Here is an 18,493-nt window from a genome sequence, read left to right as displayed (position 1 = left end):
CACGAGGCCTGAGCGGCCTTGCACCATGCCGGAGAGCCATGCGGGTAAGCGAGGGCCGCGTCCCGCACTGGGCAGGTGCAATAATTATTTCAATTTTCAGTATTGGGGTTGATTATGCTCGACCGTGAAGGCTTCAGGCCCAACGTCGGCATCATCCTGCTCAACTCGCGCAACCAGGTCTTCTGGGGCAAGCGGCTACGCACCCATTCGTGGCAGTTCCCTCAGGGTGGCATCAAGTACGGCGAGTCGCCGGAGCAGGCCATGTTCCGCGAGCTGCATGAAGAAGTCGGCTTACATCCCGAGCATGTGCGCATCCTCGCGCGCACACGCGACTGGTTGCGCTACGAAGTACCCGAGCACTTCATCCGCAAGGATGCACGCGGCCACTACAAGGGGCAGAAGCAGATCTGGTTCCTGCTGCGCCTGGTCGGCCGCGACTCGGACCTCGACCTGCGTGCGACGGATCATCCGGAGTTCGATGCCTGGCGCTGGAACGACTACTGGGTGCCGCTGGACCTGGTGATCGAGTTCAAGCGCGATGTCTACCAGATGGCCTTGAGCGAGCTGGCGCGCTACCTGCCGCGCGTCAACCACCACAACCGTTATCTGCGCACCGGCATGCGGCCGCGCCATCACGATGAAGGCGCGCCGCCGGTGCCGGCGGAAGCGGAAGTGCAAACCCAGACGCAGGCCGAACAGCCGCAGGTCGAGCAGCCGTCGATCGACGGCAACGGCTAGCGGGCGACGATCAGGCCGCGCCGTCCTGCCCGGCCCAGGGCAGCATCATCGTCAGCCAGACGAGCTTGTCGAACTCCGGCTCGAAGCCGTCGATGATGGCCTGCGGCTCGGGGCACAGCGCGTGGTCGGTGATCAGGCCGAACTGCACGCCGCCGCCGTAGCTCAGGATGCTGACGCCGACGCCGATGTTGCCCGACGCCGGCACCCAGAACATCGTCTGCCGCAGCGTCGAGCCGAGGAACTGCAGCGGCTTCGCCGGCCCCGGCACGTTGGTCATCACCGCGGTGGCCTTCTTCGCGAACAGGTTCAGCACCGCGTCCTGCACGGGCTTGACGAAGAGGCCGGTGATCGACAGCACCGCGAATGCCAGCAGCGGTTGATAACTTCCCTTGAGCTCGGCCATGCGTGCGCGCACCGCGAACACCCGCTCGACCGGGTTGTCGATGCCGATCGGCAGCACCAGCGGCGCGAGGCCGAAGCGGTTGCCCAGCTGCCACGCCTTCTCGAGCGGGCGCAGGTTCACCGGCACCATCGCGCGGATCTCCTTGCCCGTGGGATCGTCGCCGCGCTCGCGCAGGTAGTGGGCGACCGCGCCGGCGACGCAGGACAGCAGCACGTCGTTGATCGAGCAGCCGAGCGCCTTGCCGATGGCCTTGACCTGGTCCAGCGGCAGCGGCTCGCCCCACGCGACGACCTTCTTCCCGTCGGGCTGGCCCTTCAGCAAGGTCGGCGAGTCGTCGCTCATCATCGCGATCGATGCCAGGTCGTTGACCACCTGCAGCCCGGACTTCGCCATGTCGAGCGAGCCGAGCAGCGGCTGCTGCGGATTGGCCAGCATGTCGATCGACTTCTGCATGCCGCCCGAGTACATGCCGATCGCCTTGATCGTGATGTCCGACAGCGGCTTCAGCACCGCGTCGGACAGCCAGTCGGACTCGCCGTCGTCGGCCTCGACCTTCTTGCGCCGCTGTGGCGGATCGTTGCCGCCGTCGGTGATCGACAGCATCACCGAGATCAGCGCAATGCCGTCGGCGATGCAGTGGTGGATGCGGGCGATCAGCGCACTGCCGCCCTCGTAGTCCTCGATCAGGTGGATCTGCCACAGCGGCCGCTCCGGATCGAGCGGTGTCATCGCCAACTCGCCGCAGCGCTGCTGCAGCGCCGCGCGCTCGCTCTGGCCCTTGGCACGGTGCAACTGCTCGACGACGACGTGCTGCTCGATATCGAAGTCATCGGCCTCGACCCAGGTCGCACCCATCGCATCGGCGACCGCACGCTGGTGGAAGCGCCCGTACTTCAGCAGCTTGTCGGCCACACGCTCGCGCAGCGCCGCCAGCCCGATCTTGGGCGTCAGCATCCAGACGCCGACGATCATCATCAGGTTGACGTCGTTGTCCATGCGCAGCCACGCGGTATCGACCCGCGACATGCGGCTGGTGGCGACGTCGTTCATCAGGCTCTCCTCGGTGTGTTTCTTGGGCGGGCGACTCTAGGGCCCGGGCCACGATGCTGGGTAACATCGCCGCCGTCAAGATCTGATTTTCACGCAAGGAGCAGCGCGCATGGCCGACCTCAAGTCCCAATTCGAACAAGCCGTCGCCGACAGCAAGAGCCTGCCGGAGAAGCCCGACAACATGACCTTGCTGAAGATCTACGCGCTGTACAAGCAGGCCAGCGGCGGCGACGTCGAAGGCAAGCGCCCCGGCTTCACCGACATGGTCGGCCGCGCGAAGTGGGACGCCTGGAACGAGCTGAAGGGCAAGTCGGCCGACGAGGCGATGCAGGAATACGTCGACCTGGTCGAATCGCTCAAGTAAGCGATCAGGCCTTCGGCTTCTTCTTCGCCGGCGCCTTCTTCGCCGCAGCGGCGCCGGCGCCGAGCAGCGCATCGAGGTTCTTCTCGATCTCGGCCTCGATCGTCTTGGCGAAGGCGCCGAGCAGGAAGCCGAGCTTGGCCTGCAGGTCGAAGTGATCTGCGGCAACGATCAGCGTGCCATTGCAGCCGGAGCGCGTGAACTCGACGGTGTCGCTGTATTCGCCTTCGAGCACGGTGCATTCCATGTCGAACTTCTGTTCGACCTGCTCCGCCCACTGCCAGGCGATCTTGCGCGCCTTCGCCAGCCCGAGCTGGTGATCGCGGTGGATGCGGATGTCCGGCATGTGAATGTCTCCTAACGACTGATTGCCGCGAGTGTGTCGCGCCGCTCGGCCTGCGGCAAGGCGGCCAAACGCCGGGCTTCGGCATGCAGGCGCGCGAAGTCGCGGCCCTCCCGCTCGAAGAGCTTCTCGAACGCCGGCACCAGCTCGTCGTAGGCCGCCTGCACGCCGAGCGTCGCATTGTTCGCGCGCTGGGCCCAGGCATCGTAGCCGGCGTAGCCGCCCCACGACTCGGCCTTCAGCCGCGCCAGCTCGGCGCGCATGGCGGCAAAGATCTCGGCCTTGCGCTCGCGCTTGTGCGCATCGCTGACGTCGCTCTTGTACAGCGCTTCGAGCGCGGCTCGGGTGCGCGCGCTGAGTGCGCGGAAGTCGGCGCGGCGGCGGTCGAAGGCCGCATCGTCGGCATCGCTCAAGCCGCGCTGCCTGCGCCAGCGCTCGCCGCCCAGGCGTTCGACGGCTGTGGCGAAGGATTCGTTGAAGGTCGTGTCGCCGGCGGCGTAGGCCACCTGGTGCGCGAGCTCGTGAAAGACCAGCCGCGCGAGCTGCGCCTCGGGCCAGTCGATGAAGGTGTTCAGCAGCGGATCACCGCCGATCCAGTTGGTCCAGCCGAGCGTCGAATAGGCCGGCACGCCGTAGACGTTGACGTCGAGCCCCTCGTCCTTCAGCGACTTGGCGAGGGCCTCGGCCGCCGCACGGTCGAAGTAGCCGCGGTAGCCGACGCAGCCGAGCACCGGAAAGCACCATCGCTTCAGTTCCAGCGACAGCTCGGGCGTCGCGACGACGTTCCACACCGCCGAGCCGCGGCCGAGGTCGGCGTAGCTGCGATAGCTGCGGTTGTCGGGCAGCTTCAGCTCCTTCACCGCGAAATCGCGGATCTGCTGTGTCAGCAGCAGGCGTTCGCGCAGCTTCGCAGGGGTCGCGCTGTCGCTGAGCCATTCGTCGACCGGCCGCGCGCGGCGCATCAGGTCGAGGTGCCCACCGACCGACTGCGCGTAGTAGCCGAGCGTCGAACAACCGGCCAACCCGGCACCGACCGCCGCGAACAGCAACAGCAGCCAGGCCAGGCGGCGGCCGCGCGCCGCCATCACGCGGCCTCCACCTCCACCAGGCAGTCGTAGAACGTCGGCGCGCGGCCGATGTCCGTCAACCGCTGGCTGGTCAGCTCGTTGACGTTGGTGCCGTCACGGCCGAGCTTGCGCCACCAGACGCCGAGGCCGTTGACGACGCCGGGGCGTGCCCGGTCGTTCAGCGCCGCCTTGCAGCGGTAGCTGCCGCGGTCGTTGAAGACGCGCACCAGCGCACCGTCGGCGATTCCGCGCGACGCGGCGTCGGCGGGATGCATCTCGACCAGCGGCTCGCCCTCGACCGCGCGCAGGCTCTTGACGTTGACGAAGCTCGAATTCAGGAAGTGCCGCGCCGGCGGCGAGATCATCGCCAGCGGATAGCGTTCGGCCAATTCGGGCGACGACAACGCCGCCTCGTAGTTCGGCACGAAGTCCGGTACGCCGTGGCCCGGCGCATTCACGATCACCTTGCCGTTCGGCGTCGGGAAGCCGCCGTCGGCGAACGGCAGCTCCGGCACCGGCAGCTTGAACCAGCCCTGCTCGCGCAGCGCGGCCATGTCGACGCCGATCAGCGCCTGTTCGGCGAGCTGCTCGTCGCTGTCACGCAGGCACGGTTCGGCCAAGCCCATGTGCGCGGCCAACTCGCGGAAGATCTGCGTGTTCGGCTTCGCTTCACCGAGCGGCGCGACCGCCGGCTGGTTCAGCAGCACGTAGGTGTGGCCGTAGGAGCCGTGCACGTCCAGGTGCTCGAGCTGCGTCGTCGCCGGCAGCACGTAGTCGGCATGGTCGGCGGTGTCGGTCAGGAAGTGCTCGAGCACGACGGTGAACAGGTCCTCGCGCTTGAACCCCTCGACCACCTTCGGTGATTGCGGCGCCACCGCGACCGGGTTGCTGTTGTAGACGATCAGCGCCTCGATGCGCGGGCCGAACTCCGGTGACGACTCGCGCTGCAGGTCGTCGCCGATCGTGCTCATGTTGATCGTGCGCGGGCGCCGGTCGCCGAGCAGATCGGGGCGTTCGAGCGCTGCGCTGTTCTTGTGCGCCTTCAGCCAGCCCGAGGCCGACAGCAGCAGCCCGCCGCCGCGCTGTTTCCAGGCGCCGATCAGGCAGGGCAGCATCGCAATCAGGCGCACGGCGTTGCCGCCACCACGCACGCGCTGCATGCCGTAGTTCAGGCGGATCGCCGCCGGCCGCGTCGTCGCGTACTCGCGCGCCAGCGTGCGCACAACCTCCGCCTCGATGCCGCAGACCTGCGCCGTGCGCTCCGGCGGCCAGGCCAGCGCCTTCTCGCGCAAGAGGTCGAAGCCATCGACATGGCGCGCGATGTAGTCCTCGTCGAGCCAGCCGTTGACGATCAACTCGTGCATCAGGCCGAGCGCCAGCGCGCCATCGGTGCCGGGCAGCAAAGCGATGTGCTGGTGGCATTTGTCTGCTGTCTCGGTGCGCCGCGGATCGATGCAGATCAGCTTCGCGCCGTTGCGCTTGGCCTGCTGCGCGAAGGTCCAGAAATGCAGGTTCGAGGTGATCGAGTTGCTGCCCCAGATCAGGATCAACTTGCTGTCGACGAAGTGCTCGAGGTGCATGCCGAGCTTGCCGCCGTAGGTCGCGGCCAGCGCGTCGCCGCCGGCCGAGGCGCAGATCGTGCGGTCGAGCAGCGAGGCGCCCAGCGTGTGGAAGAAGCGCGCGGCGATGCTCTCGCCCTGCAGCATGCCCATCGTGCCGGCATAGCTGTACGGCACGATGGCCTGCGGGTCGCGCGCGGCGATGGCTTGCAGGCGCGCGGCAATGTCGGTGAGCGCCTCGTCCCAGCCGACCGGCGCGAACTGTCCGCTGCCCTTCGGCCCGATGCGCTTCAGCGGGCGCAGCACGCGTTCGTCGTGGTAGGTGCGCTCGGGATAGCGCGAGACCTTGGTGCACAGCGCGCCATGCGTCGGCGGGTGGTCCGGGTCGCCCTGCACCCGCGTCACGCGGCCGTGTTCGACGGTGATCTTCAGCGCGCAGGTGTCGGGGCAGTCGTGCGGACAGGCGCCACGCACGACTTGCGCAGCAGCAGAGGCGATCGGAAGGTTCATGCAGCAACTATTGCACAGCACCCTTGGCCCCCGAAGGTGCATGGGAGCGCGCGTAAACTGGCCCGTTCCTGCCGACACGGCAGACCCCTGCCCCCACGAGGAGCCCCCCGGTCATGCGCCTGATCGAATCCATCCTGGCCGACGCCGCGGCCATCACCACGCTGCGTCGCGACATCCACGCCCACCCGGAGCTGTGTTTCGAGGAGCAGCGCACCTCGGACCTGATCGCCAACGCGCTCGAAAGCTGGGGCATTCCGGTGCACCGCGGCCTCGGCACCACCGGCGTCGTCGGCATCATCCAGAACGGCGATTCGCCGCGCGCGCTCGGCCTGCGCGCCGACATCGACGCGCTGCCGATCACCGAGCGCAATACCTTCCCGCATGCCAGCAAGCACGCCGGCAAGATGCACGCCTGCGGCCACGACGGCCACACCGCGATGCTGCTGGCAGCGGCCAAGCACCTGTCCAGGCACCGCAACTTCGACGGCACCGTGTACCTGATCTTCCAGCCCGCCGAAGAAGGCGGCGGCGGCGCGCGCGAGATGATCAAGGACGGCCTGTTCGAGCGCTTCCCGATGGAAGCCGTGTTCGGCACGCACAACTGGCCGGGCCTGGCCGTCGGCCAGTTCGCGCTGAAGAGCGGGCCGTGCTACGCGTCGAGCAATGAATTCAAGATCACGGTCAAGGGCAAGGGCGCGCACGGTGCGATGCCGCACCTCGGCATCGACCCGGTGCCGGCCGCCTGCCAAATGGTTACTGCCTTCCAGACCATCGTCTCGCGCAACATGCGACCGATCGACACCGGCGTGATCTCGGTGACGATGCTGCACACCGGCGAAGCGACCAACGTGATCCCCGAGAACTGCGTGCTCGAAGGCACGGTGCGCACCTTCACGACCGAGGTGCTCGACCTGATCGAGCGGCGCATGAAGACGGTGGCCGAATCGACGGCCGCAGCCTTCGAGTGCAGCTGCGAGTTCGAGTTCGTGCGCAACTACCCGCCGACGATCAACCACGAGGCCGAGACCGCGTTCGCGCGCCGCGTGCTCGGCGAGGTCGTCGGCGCGGACAACGTCGTCGAGTTCGAGCCGACGATGGGCGCCGAGGACTTCAGCTACTACCTCCAGCACACCCCCGGCTGCTACTTCATGATCGGCAACGGCGACGGCGCGCACCGCCACGGCGGCCACGGCCTCGGCCCCTGCATGCTGCACAACCCGAGCTACGACTTCAACGACGACCTGATCCCGCTCGGCGCGACGGCCTGGGTGCGGATTGCCGAAGCCTGGTTGAAAACGCCGCGATGAGCGCGCCCGTCCACACCTTCTTCGCGCAGAGCTACGCCGAGGCGCGCACGAAGTTCCTCGCGGCGGCCGATGGCGCGGGCCTCGACGTGCACAGCCATCCGCATCCGATGCTCGGGCGCGACGGCGAGGTGCTGGCGATGGATGTGGTGCGCGATGGCCCGGCCGATGCGAGCGCCGTGCTGATCCTGAGCAGCGCCTGCCACGGCGTCGAAGGCTTCTGCGGCTCGGGCGCGCAGATCGCGCTGCTCGGCGATGCCGAACTGCGCCGCGCGGCGCACGCCGGCGGTGTCGCGCTGCTGTATGTGCACGGGCTGAACCCGTACGGTTTCTCGTGGTGGCGCCGCACGACGCACGAGAACGTCGACCTGAACCGCAACTTCCACGACTTCCACGCGCCGTTGCCGCGCAACGAGGCCTACGACGAGATCGCGCACCTGTTGGTGCCCTCGCAATGGCCGCCGACCGAGCAGGTGCAGGCCGAGGTGGCGCGCTACCTTGCCGAGCGCGGCCTGAAGGCCTGGCAGGCGGCGATCTCCGGCGGCCAGTACGACCACCCGGAGGGCCTGTTCTACGGCGGCCGCAACCCAACCTGGAGCCAGCAGACGCTGCGCCATGTGCTGCGCGACCACGCCAAGCGCTGCGCACGGCTCGGCTGGATCGATTTCCACACCGGCCTGGGGCCGAGCGGCCACGGCGAACGCATCTTCGCCTGCCAGGACGATGCAGCGGCGCTGGCCCGTGCGCGCGCGTGGTGGGGTCCGGAAGTGACCTCGATCTACGACGGCTCGTCGGCCTCGGCGGTGCTGCAGGGGCTGATGTGGATGGCCGCCTACGAGGAATGCCCGCAGGCCGAGTACACCGGCATCGCGATGGAGTACGGAACCGTCTCGATCACCGAGGTGCTGGATGCGCTGCGCGCCGACCAGTGGCTCGAGAACCATCCCGAGATCGGCGAGCCGCAGCACGAGGCGATCAAGCGCCGCGTGCGCGATGCCTTCTACACCGACACGCCCGAGTGGAAGCAGCGCATCGTCGAGCAGGCCGACGAGGCGGCGCGGCAGGCAGTGGGCGGTCTCGCCGCCGCCTGACAGCCGGCGGAAGGATGTCCGTTTTTGACCGCGACTTGTCGCGCAGCGGCGCTGCGCGCACGCTGCGGCGGTGTCACGATCAAGGCCTTCCCACCAGGAGCCTCGCATGTCCACCGCCTTGCTGTTCATCGACGTCCAACAATCCTTCCGCACCCGTCCGTTCTGGTCCGATGCCGACGCGCCGGCGTTCCTCGAGCGCTGCAATGCGCTGCTCGCCGGCTGCGCCGAACGCGGCATCCCGGTCGTGCGCATCTTCCACACCGACGGGCCGCGCGAGCCGTCGAATGCCTTCGCGCCGGAAAGCGGCCTGATCCGCCCGATCGACGGCCTGGCGCCGTACGACGCGGCGGTGACGTTCGAGAAGCATCGCCACAGCGCGCTGGTCGGCACCGGCCTGGCGGTCTGGCTGCACCAGCAGGGCATCCGCCGGCTGATGGTCGCCGGCATCCGCACGGAGCAGTGCTGCGAGACGACCACCCGCCACGCCAGCGACGAGGGCTGGCAGGTCGACTACATCACCGAGGCGACGCTGACCTTCGACATGACCACGCCGGCCGGCGAGCGCCTCAGCGCGGCGCAGATCCGCGAGCGCACCGAGACCGTGCTGGCCGGGCGCTTCGCGACGCTGGTGACGGTCGAGCAGGCGCTCGAACGCGCCGCGGCGGGCACATGACACGGCGGGTCGCGATCCTGTTGTTCCCGCAAGTCGAGGTGCTCGACTTCGCCGGACCGTACGAGGTGTTCACGACCGCCAACCGGATGGCTGCGCGCGCGGCGCCCGACGCCGCCCCGCTGTTCGACGTGATCACGGTGGCGCGCAAGGCCGGCCTGTGCCGGGCGCGCGCCGGCTTGCAGGCCGCCGTCGATCATCCGCTCGACGCGGCGCCGGCGCCGGATGTGCTGATCGTGCCGGGCGGCGTCGTCGACGACGAGCGGCGCGAGGCCGCGACACTGCGCTGGCTGGAACGCACGGCCGCGTCAGCCGAGCTGGTCGCCTCGGTCTGCACCGGCGCTTTCCTGCTCGCCGACGCCTGCGTATTGCCAGCCGGCCTGCCGGTGACGACGCATTGGGAGGACGTGGCCGACTTGCGGCGCGACCACCCGCGGCTCGACGTGCGCGAGGGCCTGCGCTGGGTCGATGCTGGCCGATTCGTCACGTCGGCCGGCATCAGCGCCGGCATCGACATGAGCCTGCACCTGGTAGAGCGCCTCGCCGGCCGTGCGCTGGCCGAACGCACGGCGCGGCAGATGGACTTCGCATGGACCGAGAACCGGGACTGAAGAAAGCGACTGCGGCGCTGCCGACCGACGCGCCGCTGATCGACGTGCTGTTCGTCGTGCTGCCGGACAGCTTGCTGCTCGACCTCGCCGGCCCGGCCGAGGCCTTCCGGCTCGCCAACCAGGCGCTGCAGCGGCGACGCCGGCCGGCGGCATTCCGGCTGCGTTACGCCGGGCCCGAAGCGCAGGTGCAGTCCTCCGTCGGCTTGACGCTGGCCGGCATCGAACCGCTGCCCGAGCGCCTGTCCGCGCCGACCTGGGTCGTGCTGCTCGGCCGCCCCGGCGAAGTGGCCCAGGTCGTGCGCCGCCAGCGCCCCTGGCTCGCCGCGCGCGACTGGCTCGGCCGCGTGCTGCCGCAGCACCTGGAAGCGGCCGACACGCCGCACCGGCTGCTGACGGTGTGCGTCGGCGCGCTGCTCGCCGCCGATGCCGGCCTGCTCGGCACGCGGCGTTGCACCACGCACCACGAGCTGCTCGACGACCTCGTCGCGCTGGCGCCGCAGGCGCAGGTGCTGGCGAACCGGCTGTGGGTCGAGGACGGCGCGCTGCTCAGCAGTGCCGGCATCACCGCCGGCATCGACCTGGCGCTGCACTGCATCGCGCAGCACTGCGGCGATGCGCTGGCCGCCCACGTCGCGCAGGTGATGGTTGCGCACGGCCGGCGCGGCACGCAGGACCCGCAGCGCTCGCCGCTGCTGGCCTTCCGCGACCACCTGCACCCGGCGCTGCACCGCGTGCAGGAATCGGTCTGCGAGCGGCCGGGCGAGCCATGGTCGGCCGAGGCGCTGTCGGCGATCGCGCACGTCACGCCGCGGCAGCTGACGCGGCTGTTCCGCCAGCACACCGGGTTGACCCCGCGCGACTACGTCGAGCACGTGCGCGTCGCGCTCGCGCAGCAGGCCCTGCGCAGTGGCGCAAAGACCGGCCAGGCGGCCGACATGGCCGGTTTCCGCTCCGATCGCCAATGGCGGCGCGCCCGCCAGCGCCGCGCTGCCTCGACGTCCTGAGCGCCGCGCCGCCGCGGCGTCCTTTGACGCACCGTTGGCGTACCGGCGACGCACCACGGCGGGGGTTTGTACGGGGTCGTCACGTGGCACGCGCTTTGCGTAATATCGACCGGATTCCTGACCAAACGGTCAGCTTCGCGGTGATCCCGGGCCACCTCCCGCGCCCGGCGCCTCCAGCAGGAGCCGAGCGCGTGTCCTCGACCCTTTCGCCCGCCCCCACCACCGGCCTCGACGGCTCGGCGCCCGACATCCGCGCCGGTCGCCTGAGCGCCGCGCAATACACGCAGCACTTCGGCGACGCTGCGCCGCTTCTCACGCGCACACAGGCGCTGGTCGAAGCCGAGCGCTGCCTGTACTGCCACGATGCGCCCTGCGCCACCGCGTGCCCCACCGGCATCGACGTGCCGAGCTTCATCCGCCGCATCGCCGAGGACAACCTGCGCGGCGCCGCGAAGACGATCCTCGAATCGAACCCGCTCGGCGGCACCTGCGCGCGCGTCTGCCCCACCGAGGTGCTGTGCGAGCAGGTGTGCGTGCGCACGACCCAACAAGGCAAGCCGGTCGAGATCGGCCGGCTGCAGCGCTACGCGGTCGATGCGGTGATGGACAAGCCTGTCGATGCGCTGTTCAAGCGCGCCGCGCCGACCGGACAGCGCATCGGAATCGTCGGCGCCGGCCCCGCCGGCCTGGCCTGCGCCTTCGGCCTCGCGCGGCTCGGCCACGAGGTGGTGCTGCACGACGCGCGGCCGAAAGGCGGCGGCCTCAACGAATACGGCCTCGCGTCGTACAAGACCGCCGGCGGCTTCGCGCAGCGTGAGCTGGAATGGCTGATGAGCCTCGGCGGCATCACGCTGCGCTGCGACTGGCGGCTCGACAGCGCCGCGCAGCTGCAGGCGCTGCGCAGTGAATTCGACGCCGTCTACCTGGCGGTCGGCCTGACCCGCACCGAGCCGCTCGGGCTGCCCGGCGAGGACCTGGCCGGCGTGCGCGATGCGGTCGACTTCATCGCCGAGCTGCTGCAGACGCCGGACAAGGCCGCGCTGCCGATCGGCCGCCGCGTGGTCGTGATCGGCGGCGGCATGACCGCCATCGACGCCGCGGTGCAATCGAAGCTGCTCGGCGCCGAGGAGGTGCACATGGTGTACCGGCGCGGCCCCGAGACGATGGGCGCGTCGGCCGCCGAGCAGGACTGGGCGCAGACCAACGGCGTGACGATCCACCACTGGCTGGCACCGCAGGCGATGATCGGCGACGCGGGCCGGCTGATGGCCGTGCGCTTTGCGCGTCAGCGCCTGCTGGACGGCAAGCTGGTGCCGGACGGCACGCACGAGCTCTTCAGCGCCGACATGCTGCTCCGGGCCGTCGGCCAGAAGCTCGACACGCGCACGCTCGACGGCGCCGGGCTGACGCTGCAAGCCGGCCGCATCGTCGCCGATGCCGACGGCCGAACCGGTGCCGAAGGCCTGTGGGCCGGCGGCGACTGCCGCCTGGGCGGCCGCGACCTGACGGTCGAAGCGGTCGAGGACGGCAAGCGTGCCGCCCGGAGCATTCATGCGAGCCTGTCCCCATCCATGCACATCTGACGTCGAGAGTCCCCCATGGCTGACCTCACCAACCACTTCGCGGGCATCAAGAGCCCCAACCCGTTCTGGCTCGCGTCGGCGCCGCCGACCGACAAGGCCTACAACGTGCACCGCGCCTTCGAGGCCGGCTGGGGCGGCGTGGTCTGGAAGACGCTGGGCGAGGAAGGCCCGCCGATCGTCAACGTCAACGGCCCGCGCTACGGCGCGCTGCTGACGCCGGACCGCCGGATGCTCGGCTTCAACAACATCGAGCTGATCACCGACCGGCCGCTGCAGCTGAACCTGCAGGAGATCCGCGAGGTCAAGCGCGCCTGGCCCGATCGTGCGCTGGTCGTCTCGCTGATGGTGCCCTGCACCGAGCAGGCCTGGAAGGACATCCTGCCGATGGTCGAGGACACCGGCTGCGACGGCGTCGAGCTGAATTTCGGCTGCCCGCACGGCATGAGCGAGCGTGGCATGGGCTCGGCGGTCGGCCAGGTGCCCGAGTACATCGGCATGGTCACCGCCTGGTGCAAGCAGTACAGCAAGCTGCCCGTGATCGTGAAGCTGACGCCGAACATCACCGACATCCGCAAGCCCGCGCTGGCCGCGAAGCAGAACGGCGCCGACGCGGTGAGCCTGATCAACACCATCAACTCGATCATGGGCGTCGACCCGGCGACGCTGGCGATCAGCCCGTCGACCGGCGGCAAGGGCTCGCACGGCGGCTATTGCGGCCCGGCCGTCAAGCCGATCGCGCTGAACATGGTGGCCGAGATCGCCCGCTCGCCCGACACCGCCGGGCTGCCGATCTCCGGCATCGGCGGCATCGGCAGCTGGCGCGATGCGCTCGACTTCATCGCGCTGGGCGCCGGCAACGTGCAGGTCTGCACCGCGGCGATGGTCTACGGCTTCAAGATCGTGCAGGAGATGAGCGACGGCTTGTCGAACTACATGGACGACATGGGGTTCAAAACCACCGAAGACTTCCGCGGCCGCGCGGTGCCCACCGTCACCGACTGGCAATACCTGAACCTGAACGCGATCAGCAAGGCGGTGATCGACCAGGACAAGTGCATTCAATGTGGCCGTTGCCACATCGTCTGCGAGGACACCTCGCACCAGGCGATCACGGCGACGCTCGATGGCCAGCGCCACTTCGAAGTCAAGGAAGACGAATGCGTCGGCTGCAACCTCTGCGTCACCGTCTGTCCGGTGCCCGAATGCATCACGCTGCGCACGTTGGCGCCGGGCGAGGTCGATGCACGCACGGGCGCGGTCGTCAGTGCCACCGCGGCCGACTGGACGACGCATCCGAACAATCCCATGCGCAAGCCGGTGCCGGCTTGACGCGACCGACCGCGCGGCGCAACCTCGCTGCGAACCGCTTTCCAGGAGGCCCCCGATGAAACCCCTGCTGATCCGTGGCGGCACCGTGATCAATGCCGACCGTGAATTCCGCGCCGACGTGCTGTGCGCCGACGGCCGCATCGCGCAAGTCGCACCTTCCATCACCGCACCGGCCGGCGCCGAAGTGCTCGATGCCGGCGGGCGCTACGTGATGCCCGGCGGCATCGACCCGCACACCCACATGCAGCTGCCCTTCATGGGCACCGTGACGCGCGACGACTTCTACAGCGGCACCGCAGCGGGCCTGGCCGGCGGCACGACGATGATCATCGACTTCGTGATCCCCGATCCGAAGGAGCCGCTGATGGCGGCCTTCCGCAAGTGGCGCGGCTGGGCCGAGAAGGCGGCGTCGGACTACAGCTTCCACGTCGCCGTGACCTGGTGGGATCAGAGCGTGCACGCGGACATGGGCCTGCTGGTGCAGGAAGAAGGCGTCAACAGCTTCAAGCACTTCATGGCCTACAAGAACGCCATCATGTGCGACGACGAGACGCTGGTGAACAGCTTCCGCCGCGCGCTCGAGCTGGGCGCGATGCCGACGGTGCATGCCGAGAACGGCGAGCTGGTGTTCCTGCTGCAAGGCGAGACGAAGAACAAGGGCATCACCGGGCCCGAGGGCCACCCGTTGAGCCGGCCGCCGGCCGTGGAGGCCGAGGCCGCGCAGCGCGCGATCGCGATCGCCGACGTGATCAACGTGCCGATCTACATCGTGCACGTGTCGAGTGCCGAGAGCGCCGACGCGATCGCCCGCGCCCGCGCCCGCGGCCAGCGCGTCTACGGCGAGGTGCTCGCCGGCCACCTGGTGCTCGACGACAGCGTCTACCGCGATCCACGCTTCGAGTTCGCCGCCGGCCACGTGATGAGCCCGCCGTTCCGGCCGAAAGGCCATTCGCAGATGTTGTGGCGTGGGCTGCAGGCCGGCTACCTGCACACGACCGCCACCGACCACTGCACCTTCTGCGCCGAGCAAAAGGCTGCGGGTCGCGAGGACTTCACCAAGATCCCGAACGGCTGCGGCGGCGTCGAGGAGCGCATGTCGGTGATCTGGCACGAGGGCGTCAACGGCGGCCGGCTGACGCCGACCGAGTTCGTCGCGCTGACCTCGGCAAATGCCGCGAAGCTCTTCAACATCTACCCGCGCAAGGGCTGCGTCGTCGAAGGCGCCGATGCCGACCTCGTGCTGTGGGACCCGCAGGCAACGAAGACCTTCTCGGCCAAGACGCAGCGCTCGCTCGGTGACTTCAACGTCTTCGAGGGCCGCACGGTGCAGGGCGTGGCGACGCACACCGTCGCCGCCGGCAAGCTGGTCTACGCCGACGGCGACCTGCGCGCCGAGCGCGGCGCCGGCAAGTACGTCAAGCGGCCGGCCTTCGGCGCGCAGTTCGATGCGCTGGCCCGCAAGGCCGCGCTCGAAGCGCCGATTCCCGTCAAGCGCTGAGGAGCCGATCATGGACATGAAGGTCAAGCCCCTTCCCGAACAGCTGCGCGACCTGCGCGTCAACGGCGAGCGCCTGTGGGACTCGCTGATGGAGCTGGCGAAGATCGGCGCAACACCGAAAGGCGGTGTCTGCCGCCTGACGCTGACCGACCTCGACAAGCAGGGCCGCGATCTCGTCAGCCGCTGGGCCACCGAGGCCGGGCTGACGGTGACGATCGACAAGATCGGCAACGGCTTCCTGCGCCGTGCGGGCCGCAACAACAGCCTGCCGCCGATCGTCACCGGCAGCCACATCGACACGCAGCCCACCGGCGGCAAGTTCGACGGCAACTACGGCGTGCTGGCCGGGCTGGAGGTGGTGCGCACGCTGAACGACCACGGCATCCAGACCGAGGCGCCGATCGAGGTGGCGTGGTGGACCAACGAGGAAGGCTCGCGTTTCGTGCCGGTGATGATGGGCTCGGGCGTGTTCGCCAAGGCCTTCACGCTCGAGCATGCCTATGCTGCAAAGGACGTGGAGGGCAAGAGCGTCAAGGACGAGCTCGAGCGCATCGGCTACATCGGGCCGGAAGAGCCGGGCGAGCATCCGATCGGCTGCTACTTCGAGACCCACATCGAGCAGGGCCCGATCCTCGAGGACAACGACAAGACGATCGGCGTCGTCACCGGCGTGCTCGGCATCCGCTGGTACGACTGCGTCGTCACCGGCATGGAAGCGCATGCCGGCCCGACGCCGATGGCGCTGCGCAAGGACGCGCTGCAGGTGGCGACGAAGCTGATGCAGGAGGTCGTCGCCTGCGCGCACCGCCATCCGCCGCATGGCCGCGGCACGGTCGGCATGGTGCAGGTGTTCCCGAACAGCCGCAACGTGATCCCGGGCCGCGTCAAGTTCTCGATCGACCTGCGCAATGCCAGCGATGCGATCTGCGACGCGATGGATGCGGACATCCGCGGCGTCGCGGCGAAGCTGTCGGCCGAGAGCGGGCTGCCGATCGAGATCACGCCGGTCTCGGCGTATCCGGCGCAGCCCTTCCATCCGGACTGCATCAACGCGGTGGCCTCCGCGGCCGAAGCGCTGGGCTACAGCAACATGCGCGCGGTCTCGGGCGCCGGCCACGATGCCGTCTACATGGCGCGGCTGGCGCCGGCCGGCATGATCTTCATTCCGTGCAAGGACGGCATCAGCCACAACGAGATCGAGGACGCCAAGCCCGAGCACATCACCGCCGGCTGCAACGTGCTGCTGCACGCGATGCTGGAGCGGGCCGGCGTCGCCGGCGGCTGAACGGTCAGCGGCGGAACGGCAGCCAGAGCAGCCGCGCCAGCGTCAGCTGGCGTGGCTCGCGCAGCTCGGCCAGGCCGAACTGCATGCCGAGGTGGTCATCCGCGGGATGCGCGCGGTAGCTGCCGAACCAGCGGTCCCAGACCGACAACAGCACGCCGTAGTTCGACATCGATTCGTCGACGCGCGCCGAGTGGTGCACGCGGTGCAGATCCGGCGTGATCAACACGCTGCGCAGCACGCGCTCCAAGCGCGGCGGCAGTTGCACGTTGGCGTGCGTGAAGTAACCGCAGACCAGCGTCAGCAGGTCCGACAGCAGCACCGCCAGCGGCGGCGCGCCCAGCGCAACGATCGCCAGCGACAGCAGCGCCTGCGCCAGCAGCGCTTCGCCGGGATGGAAGCGCAGCTCGATCGTGCAGTCGAAGTCGAGGTCGCTGTGGTGCACGCGATGCAGCCGCCACAGCCCGGGCCAGTGCATCGCGCGATGGGCCGCCCAGCGCACCCCGTCGAGCATGACCACCGCCAGCGGCACCGCCAGCACGGCAGGCACCTCGAGCAGCGGCAGCAGACCCCAGCCGCGCGACGCGGCGAGCAAGGCCACCGACAGCCCGGCCAGCGGCAAGGCCAGGCGCATCACCGCCTGGTTGATGAACAGCAGGCCGAGGTTGTTGATCCAGCGCGGCGCCAGCGGCACGCTGGCCGGCCGCAGGGGCCGCACCGTTTCCCACAGCGCCATCGCGGCGAAGCCGCCGATCAGCGCCGCGAGGTACAGCGGCCCGGCGAGGCCGAGCAGGGCCTCGGCCATCGAGGTGGATTACTTCCGCTTGTTGCGGATCGTGATCACCGCCGCGGCCACCGCGGCGATGGCGAACAGCGCCCAGGTCTCCGGCTCGGGAACCGGGACCGGCGTGCCGGCGGACGCGGCGACGGGCAGCAGAGCGGCGAGCGCGGCCGACAGGCGCAGGAGGGGTGAAGTCAGACGAGTCATGGAGTGCTCCCGGAGCTGTAACGGTTGGTGCGCAAGCCTAGGAAGTCACGGATCAGGGGTCAACCCCCGGTCCACGGGTCGGACGGCTGACCCCCTGGTGGCCGTGCATTATTGACGGGCCAGCGCATTCAACCCGCTTGCACTGCAGCCGCCTTCAGCCGCTTGCGCACCGCCAGCGCCGCGTCACGCAACGCCGCCACGAACGCCTCGCGCAGCGGGCTCGGCGGGCGCAGCTCCGGGCTGACCAGGCCGACATGGAAGGGCACGCGCATCGCCAAGGGCCGGATGTGCAGCGCCGGGCCGGCCAGCTCGAGCGCGGTGAGCGGATTGACGATCGCCAGCCCGAGACCCTGGCGCACCAGCGCGCAGACGGCCACCGCGCTGCCGGCCTCCAGCGCGCCGATGCGCTGCACCCCGTGCTGTTCGAACAAGCTGTCGAGCTGCTGCCGATAGGGGTCGTCGGCGGCCAGATGGATGAAGGGCTGTCCGGCAAAGTCCTGCGGCCGCAAGGTGCGCCGCGCGAGCAGCGGATGACCGGCCGGCAGCACGGCGACCTCGTCGACCTGCAGCAGCGGCAGCAGGCTCGTGCCCGGCGGTGCTTCGCGGCGCTCGGTCAGCCCGAGGTCGTGGCGTTGTTCGGTCAGCCGGGTCTCGAGCAGCGGCGATTCGAGCGGCGTGATGACGACGCTGGCCTGGGGGTGACCGGCGAGGAAGCGGCGTGTCGCCTCGGGCAGCAGCGCATGCGCCAGCGCCGGCAGGCAGGCGATCTCCAGGCGCCCGGCGCTGAACTGCCGCAGCGCAGCTGCTGCCGCCGCGATGCGTTCGAGGCCGACGTACGAACGATCGACCTCGTCGCGCAGCGCCAGCGCGCGCACGGTCGGCCGCAGGCGGCCACGCACGCGGTCGAACAGGTTCATCTGCAGAACCTGCTCGAGCCGCGCCAGCTCGCGACTGACGGTCGGCTGCGAGGTGTGCAGCAGCTCGGCCGCACGGGTCACGCTGCCCGACAGCATCAGCGCGCGAAAGACCTCGACGTGGCGGTGCGTCAGCTTCATTCCTATCCATATCCGATGTGTATCGACGACGAACGATACGCTATTGG

At 69.5% G+C, this 18,493-nt stretch carries 18 protein-coding genes; 11 read left to right on the top strand and 7 right to left on the bottom strand.

Annotation, left to right across the window (positions count from 1 at the left end):
* The first annotated feature begins 114 nt into the window (after positions 1-114).
* Complete coding sequence (locus HLB44_RS06615) at positions 115-738, top strand: RNA pyrophosphohydrolase (protein WP_173121763.1); 624 nt, start codon at positions 115-117, stop codon at positions 736-738.
* Between the two features lie 10 nt (positions 739-748).
* On the opposite strand, the gene HLB44_RS06610 is transcribed toward HLB44_RS06615, so the two are convergent.
* Positions 749-2,191: a wax ester/triacylglycerol synthase family O-acyltransferase gene (locus tag HLB44_RS06610; protein WP_246312104.1), complete on the bottom strand. Its 1,443-nt coding sequence runs from the start codon at positions 2,189-2,191 to the stop codon at positions 749-751.
* Between the two features lie 109 nt (positions 2,192-2,300).
* Between HLB44_RS06610 and HLB44_RS06605 the strand changes: the two genes are divergently transcribed.
* Positions 2,301-2,555: an acyl-CoA-binding protein gene (locus HLB44_RS06605; protein WP_173121762.1), complete on the top strand. Its 255-nt coding sequence runs from the start codon at positions 2,301-2,303 to the stop codon at positions 2,553-2,555.
* 4 nt (positions 2,556-2,559) lie between these two features.
* Here HLB44_RS06605 and HLB44_RS06600 read toward each other — a convergent pair whose 3' ends face one another.
* From HLB44_RS06600 to HLB44_RS06590, 3 genes are read right to left on the bottom strand one after another with little or no spacing between them, the layout of a single operon-like run.
* Positions 2,560-2,898 carry a polyhydroxyalkanoic acid system family protein gene (locus tag HLB44_RS06600; protein ID WP_173121761.1) on the bottom strand — a complete coding sequence of 113 codons (339 nt, stop codon included), beginning with the start codon at positions 2,896-2,898 and terminating at the stop codon, positions 2,560-2,562.
* A gap of 11 nt (positions 2,899-2,909) precedes the next feature.
* Positions 2,910-3,980, bottom strand: coding sequence for an aminopeptidase (locus tag HLB44_RS06595; protein ID WP_173121760.1), 1,071 nt, complete (start codon positions 3,978-3,980; stop codon positions 2,910-2,912).
* The gene (locus HLB44_RS06590) at positions 3,980-6,031 is read right to left on the bottom strand and encodes a molybdopterin-containing oxidoreductase family protein (RefSeq protein ID WP_173121759.1); all 2,052 of its coding nucleotides are present in this window, start codon (positions 6,029-6,031) and stop codon (positions 3,980-3,982) included. The genes HLB44_RS06595 and HLB44_RS06590 overlap by 1 nt, the downstream gene beginning before the upstream one ends.
* 113 nt (positions 6,032-6,144) lie before the next feature.
* On the opposite strand from HLB44_RS06590, the gene HLB44_RS06585 reads away from it, so the two are divergent.
* The 9 genes from HLB44_RS06585 (at position 6,145) to HLB44_RS06545 (ending at position 16,406) form a co-directional block, all read left to right on the top strand.
* Positions 6,145-7,338: a M20 aminoacylase family protein gene (locus HLB44_RS06585; RefSeq protein ID WP_173121758.1), complete on the top strand. Its 1,194-nt coding sequence runs from the start codon at positions 6,145-6,147 to the stop codon at positions 7,336-7,338.
* Positions 7,335-8,426, top strand: coding sequence for a M14 family metallopeptidase (locus tag HLB44_RS06580; RefSeq protein WP_173121757.1), 1,092 nt, complete (start codon positions 7,335-7,337; stop codon positions 8,424-8,426). The genes HLB44_RS06585 and HLB44_RS06580 overlap by 4 nt, the downstream gene beginning before the upstream one ends.
* Positions 8,427-8,532: 106 nt before the next feature.
* Entirely contained in the window at positions 8,533-9,099 is a 567-nt protein-coding gene (locus HLB44_RS06575; protein ID WP_173121756.1) for an isochorismatase family protein, read from the top strand.
* Positions 9,096-9,707 carry a DJ-1/PfpI family protein gene (locus HLB44_RS06570; RefSeq protein WP_173121755.1) on the top strand — a complete coding sequence of 204 codons (612 nt, stop codon included), beginning with the start codon at positions 9,096-9,098 and terminating at the stop codon, positions 9,705-9,707. The genes HLB44_RS06575 and HLB44_RS06570 overlap by 4 nt, the downstream gene beginning before the upstream one ends.
* On the top strand, positions 9,686-10,711 hold the full coding sequence (locus tag HLB44_RS06565) for a GlxA family transcriptional regulator (RefSeq protein WP_173121754.1): 1,026 nt from the start codon (positions 9,686-9,688) through the stop codon (positions 10,709-10,711). The genes HLB44_RS06570 and HLB44_RS06565 overlap by 22 nt, the downstream gene beginning before the upstream one ends.
* Before the next feature lie 191 nt (positions 10,712-10,902).
* Positions 10,903-12,294 (top strand): NAD(P)-dependent oxidoreductase, encoded by a 1,392-nt coding sequence (locus HLB44_RS06560; protein WP_425500771.1) that lies wholly within the window; start codon positions 10,903-10,905, stop codon positions 12,292-12,294.
* Between the two features lie 15 nt (positions 12,295-12,309).
* On the top strand, positions 12,310-13,623 hold the full coding sequence (preA, locus tag HLB44_RS06555; protein WP_173121752.1) for an NAD-dependent dihydropyrimidine dehydrogenase subunit PreA: 1,314 nt from the start codon (positions 12,310-12,312) through the stop codon (positions 13,621-13,623).
* Positions 13,624-13,678: 55 nt separating this feature from the next.
* Positions 13,679-15,121: a dihydropyrimidinase gene (gene hydA / locus HLB44_RS06550; RefSeq protein ID WP_173121751.1), complete on the top strand. Its 1,443-nt coding sequence runs from the start codon at positions 13,679-13,681 to the stop codon at positions 15,119-15,121.
* A gap of 10 nt (positions 15,122-15,131) precedes the next feature.
* The gene (locus tag HLB44_RS06545; RefSeq protein WP_173121750.1) at positions 15,132-16,406 is read left to right on the top strand and encodes a Zn-dependent hydrolase; all 1,275 of its coding nucleotides are present in this window, start codon (positions 15,132-15,134) and stop codon (positions 16,404-16,406) included.
* A gap of 4 nt (positions 16,407-16,410) precedes the next feature.
* On the opposite strand, the gene HLB44_RS06540 is transcribed toward HLB44_RS06545, so the two are convergent.
* The 3 genes from HLB44_RS06540 to HLB44_RS06530 form a co-directional block, all read right to left on the bottom strand.
* Positions 16,411-17,208: a sterol desaturase family protein gene (locus tag HLB44_RS06540; RefSeq protein ID WP_173121749.1), complete on the bottom strand. Its 798-nt coding sequence runs from the start codon at positions 17,206-17,208 to the stop codon at positions 16,411-16,413.
* Positions 17,209-17,217: 9 nt separating this feature from the next.
* Positions 17,218-17,391 carry a PEP-CTERM sorting domain-containing protein gene (locus tag HLB44_RS06535; RefSeq protein ID WP_173121748.1) on the bottom strand — a complete coding sequence of 58 codons (174 nt, stop codon included), beginning with the start codon at positions 17,389-17,391 and terminating at the stop codon, positions 17,218-17,220.
* A 128-nt stretch (positions 17,392-17,519) separates the two neighbouring features.
* Positions 17,520-18,446, bottom strand: coding sequence for a LysR family transcriptional regulator (locus HLB44_RS06530; protein ID WP_173121747.1), 927 nt, complete (start codon positions 18,444-18,446; stop codon positions 17,520-17,522).
* Between the last annotated feature and the right edge of the window lie 47 nt (positions 18,447-18,493).

Source organism: Pseudaquabacterium terrae (assembly GCF_013266755.1).
Lineage (GTDB): Bacteria > Pseudomonadota > Gammaproteobacteria > Burkholderiales > Burkholderiaceae_C > Pseudaquabacterium > Pseudaquabacterium terrae.
This window is presented reverse-complemented; position numbering and strand designations above follow the sequence as displayed.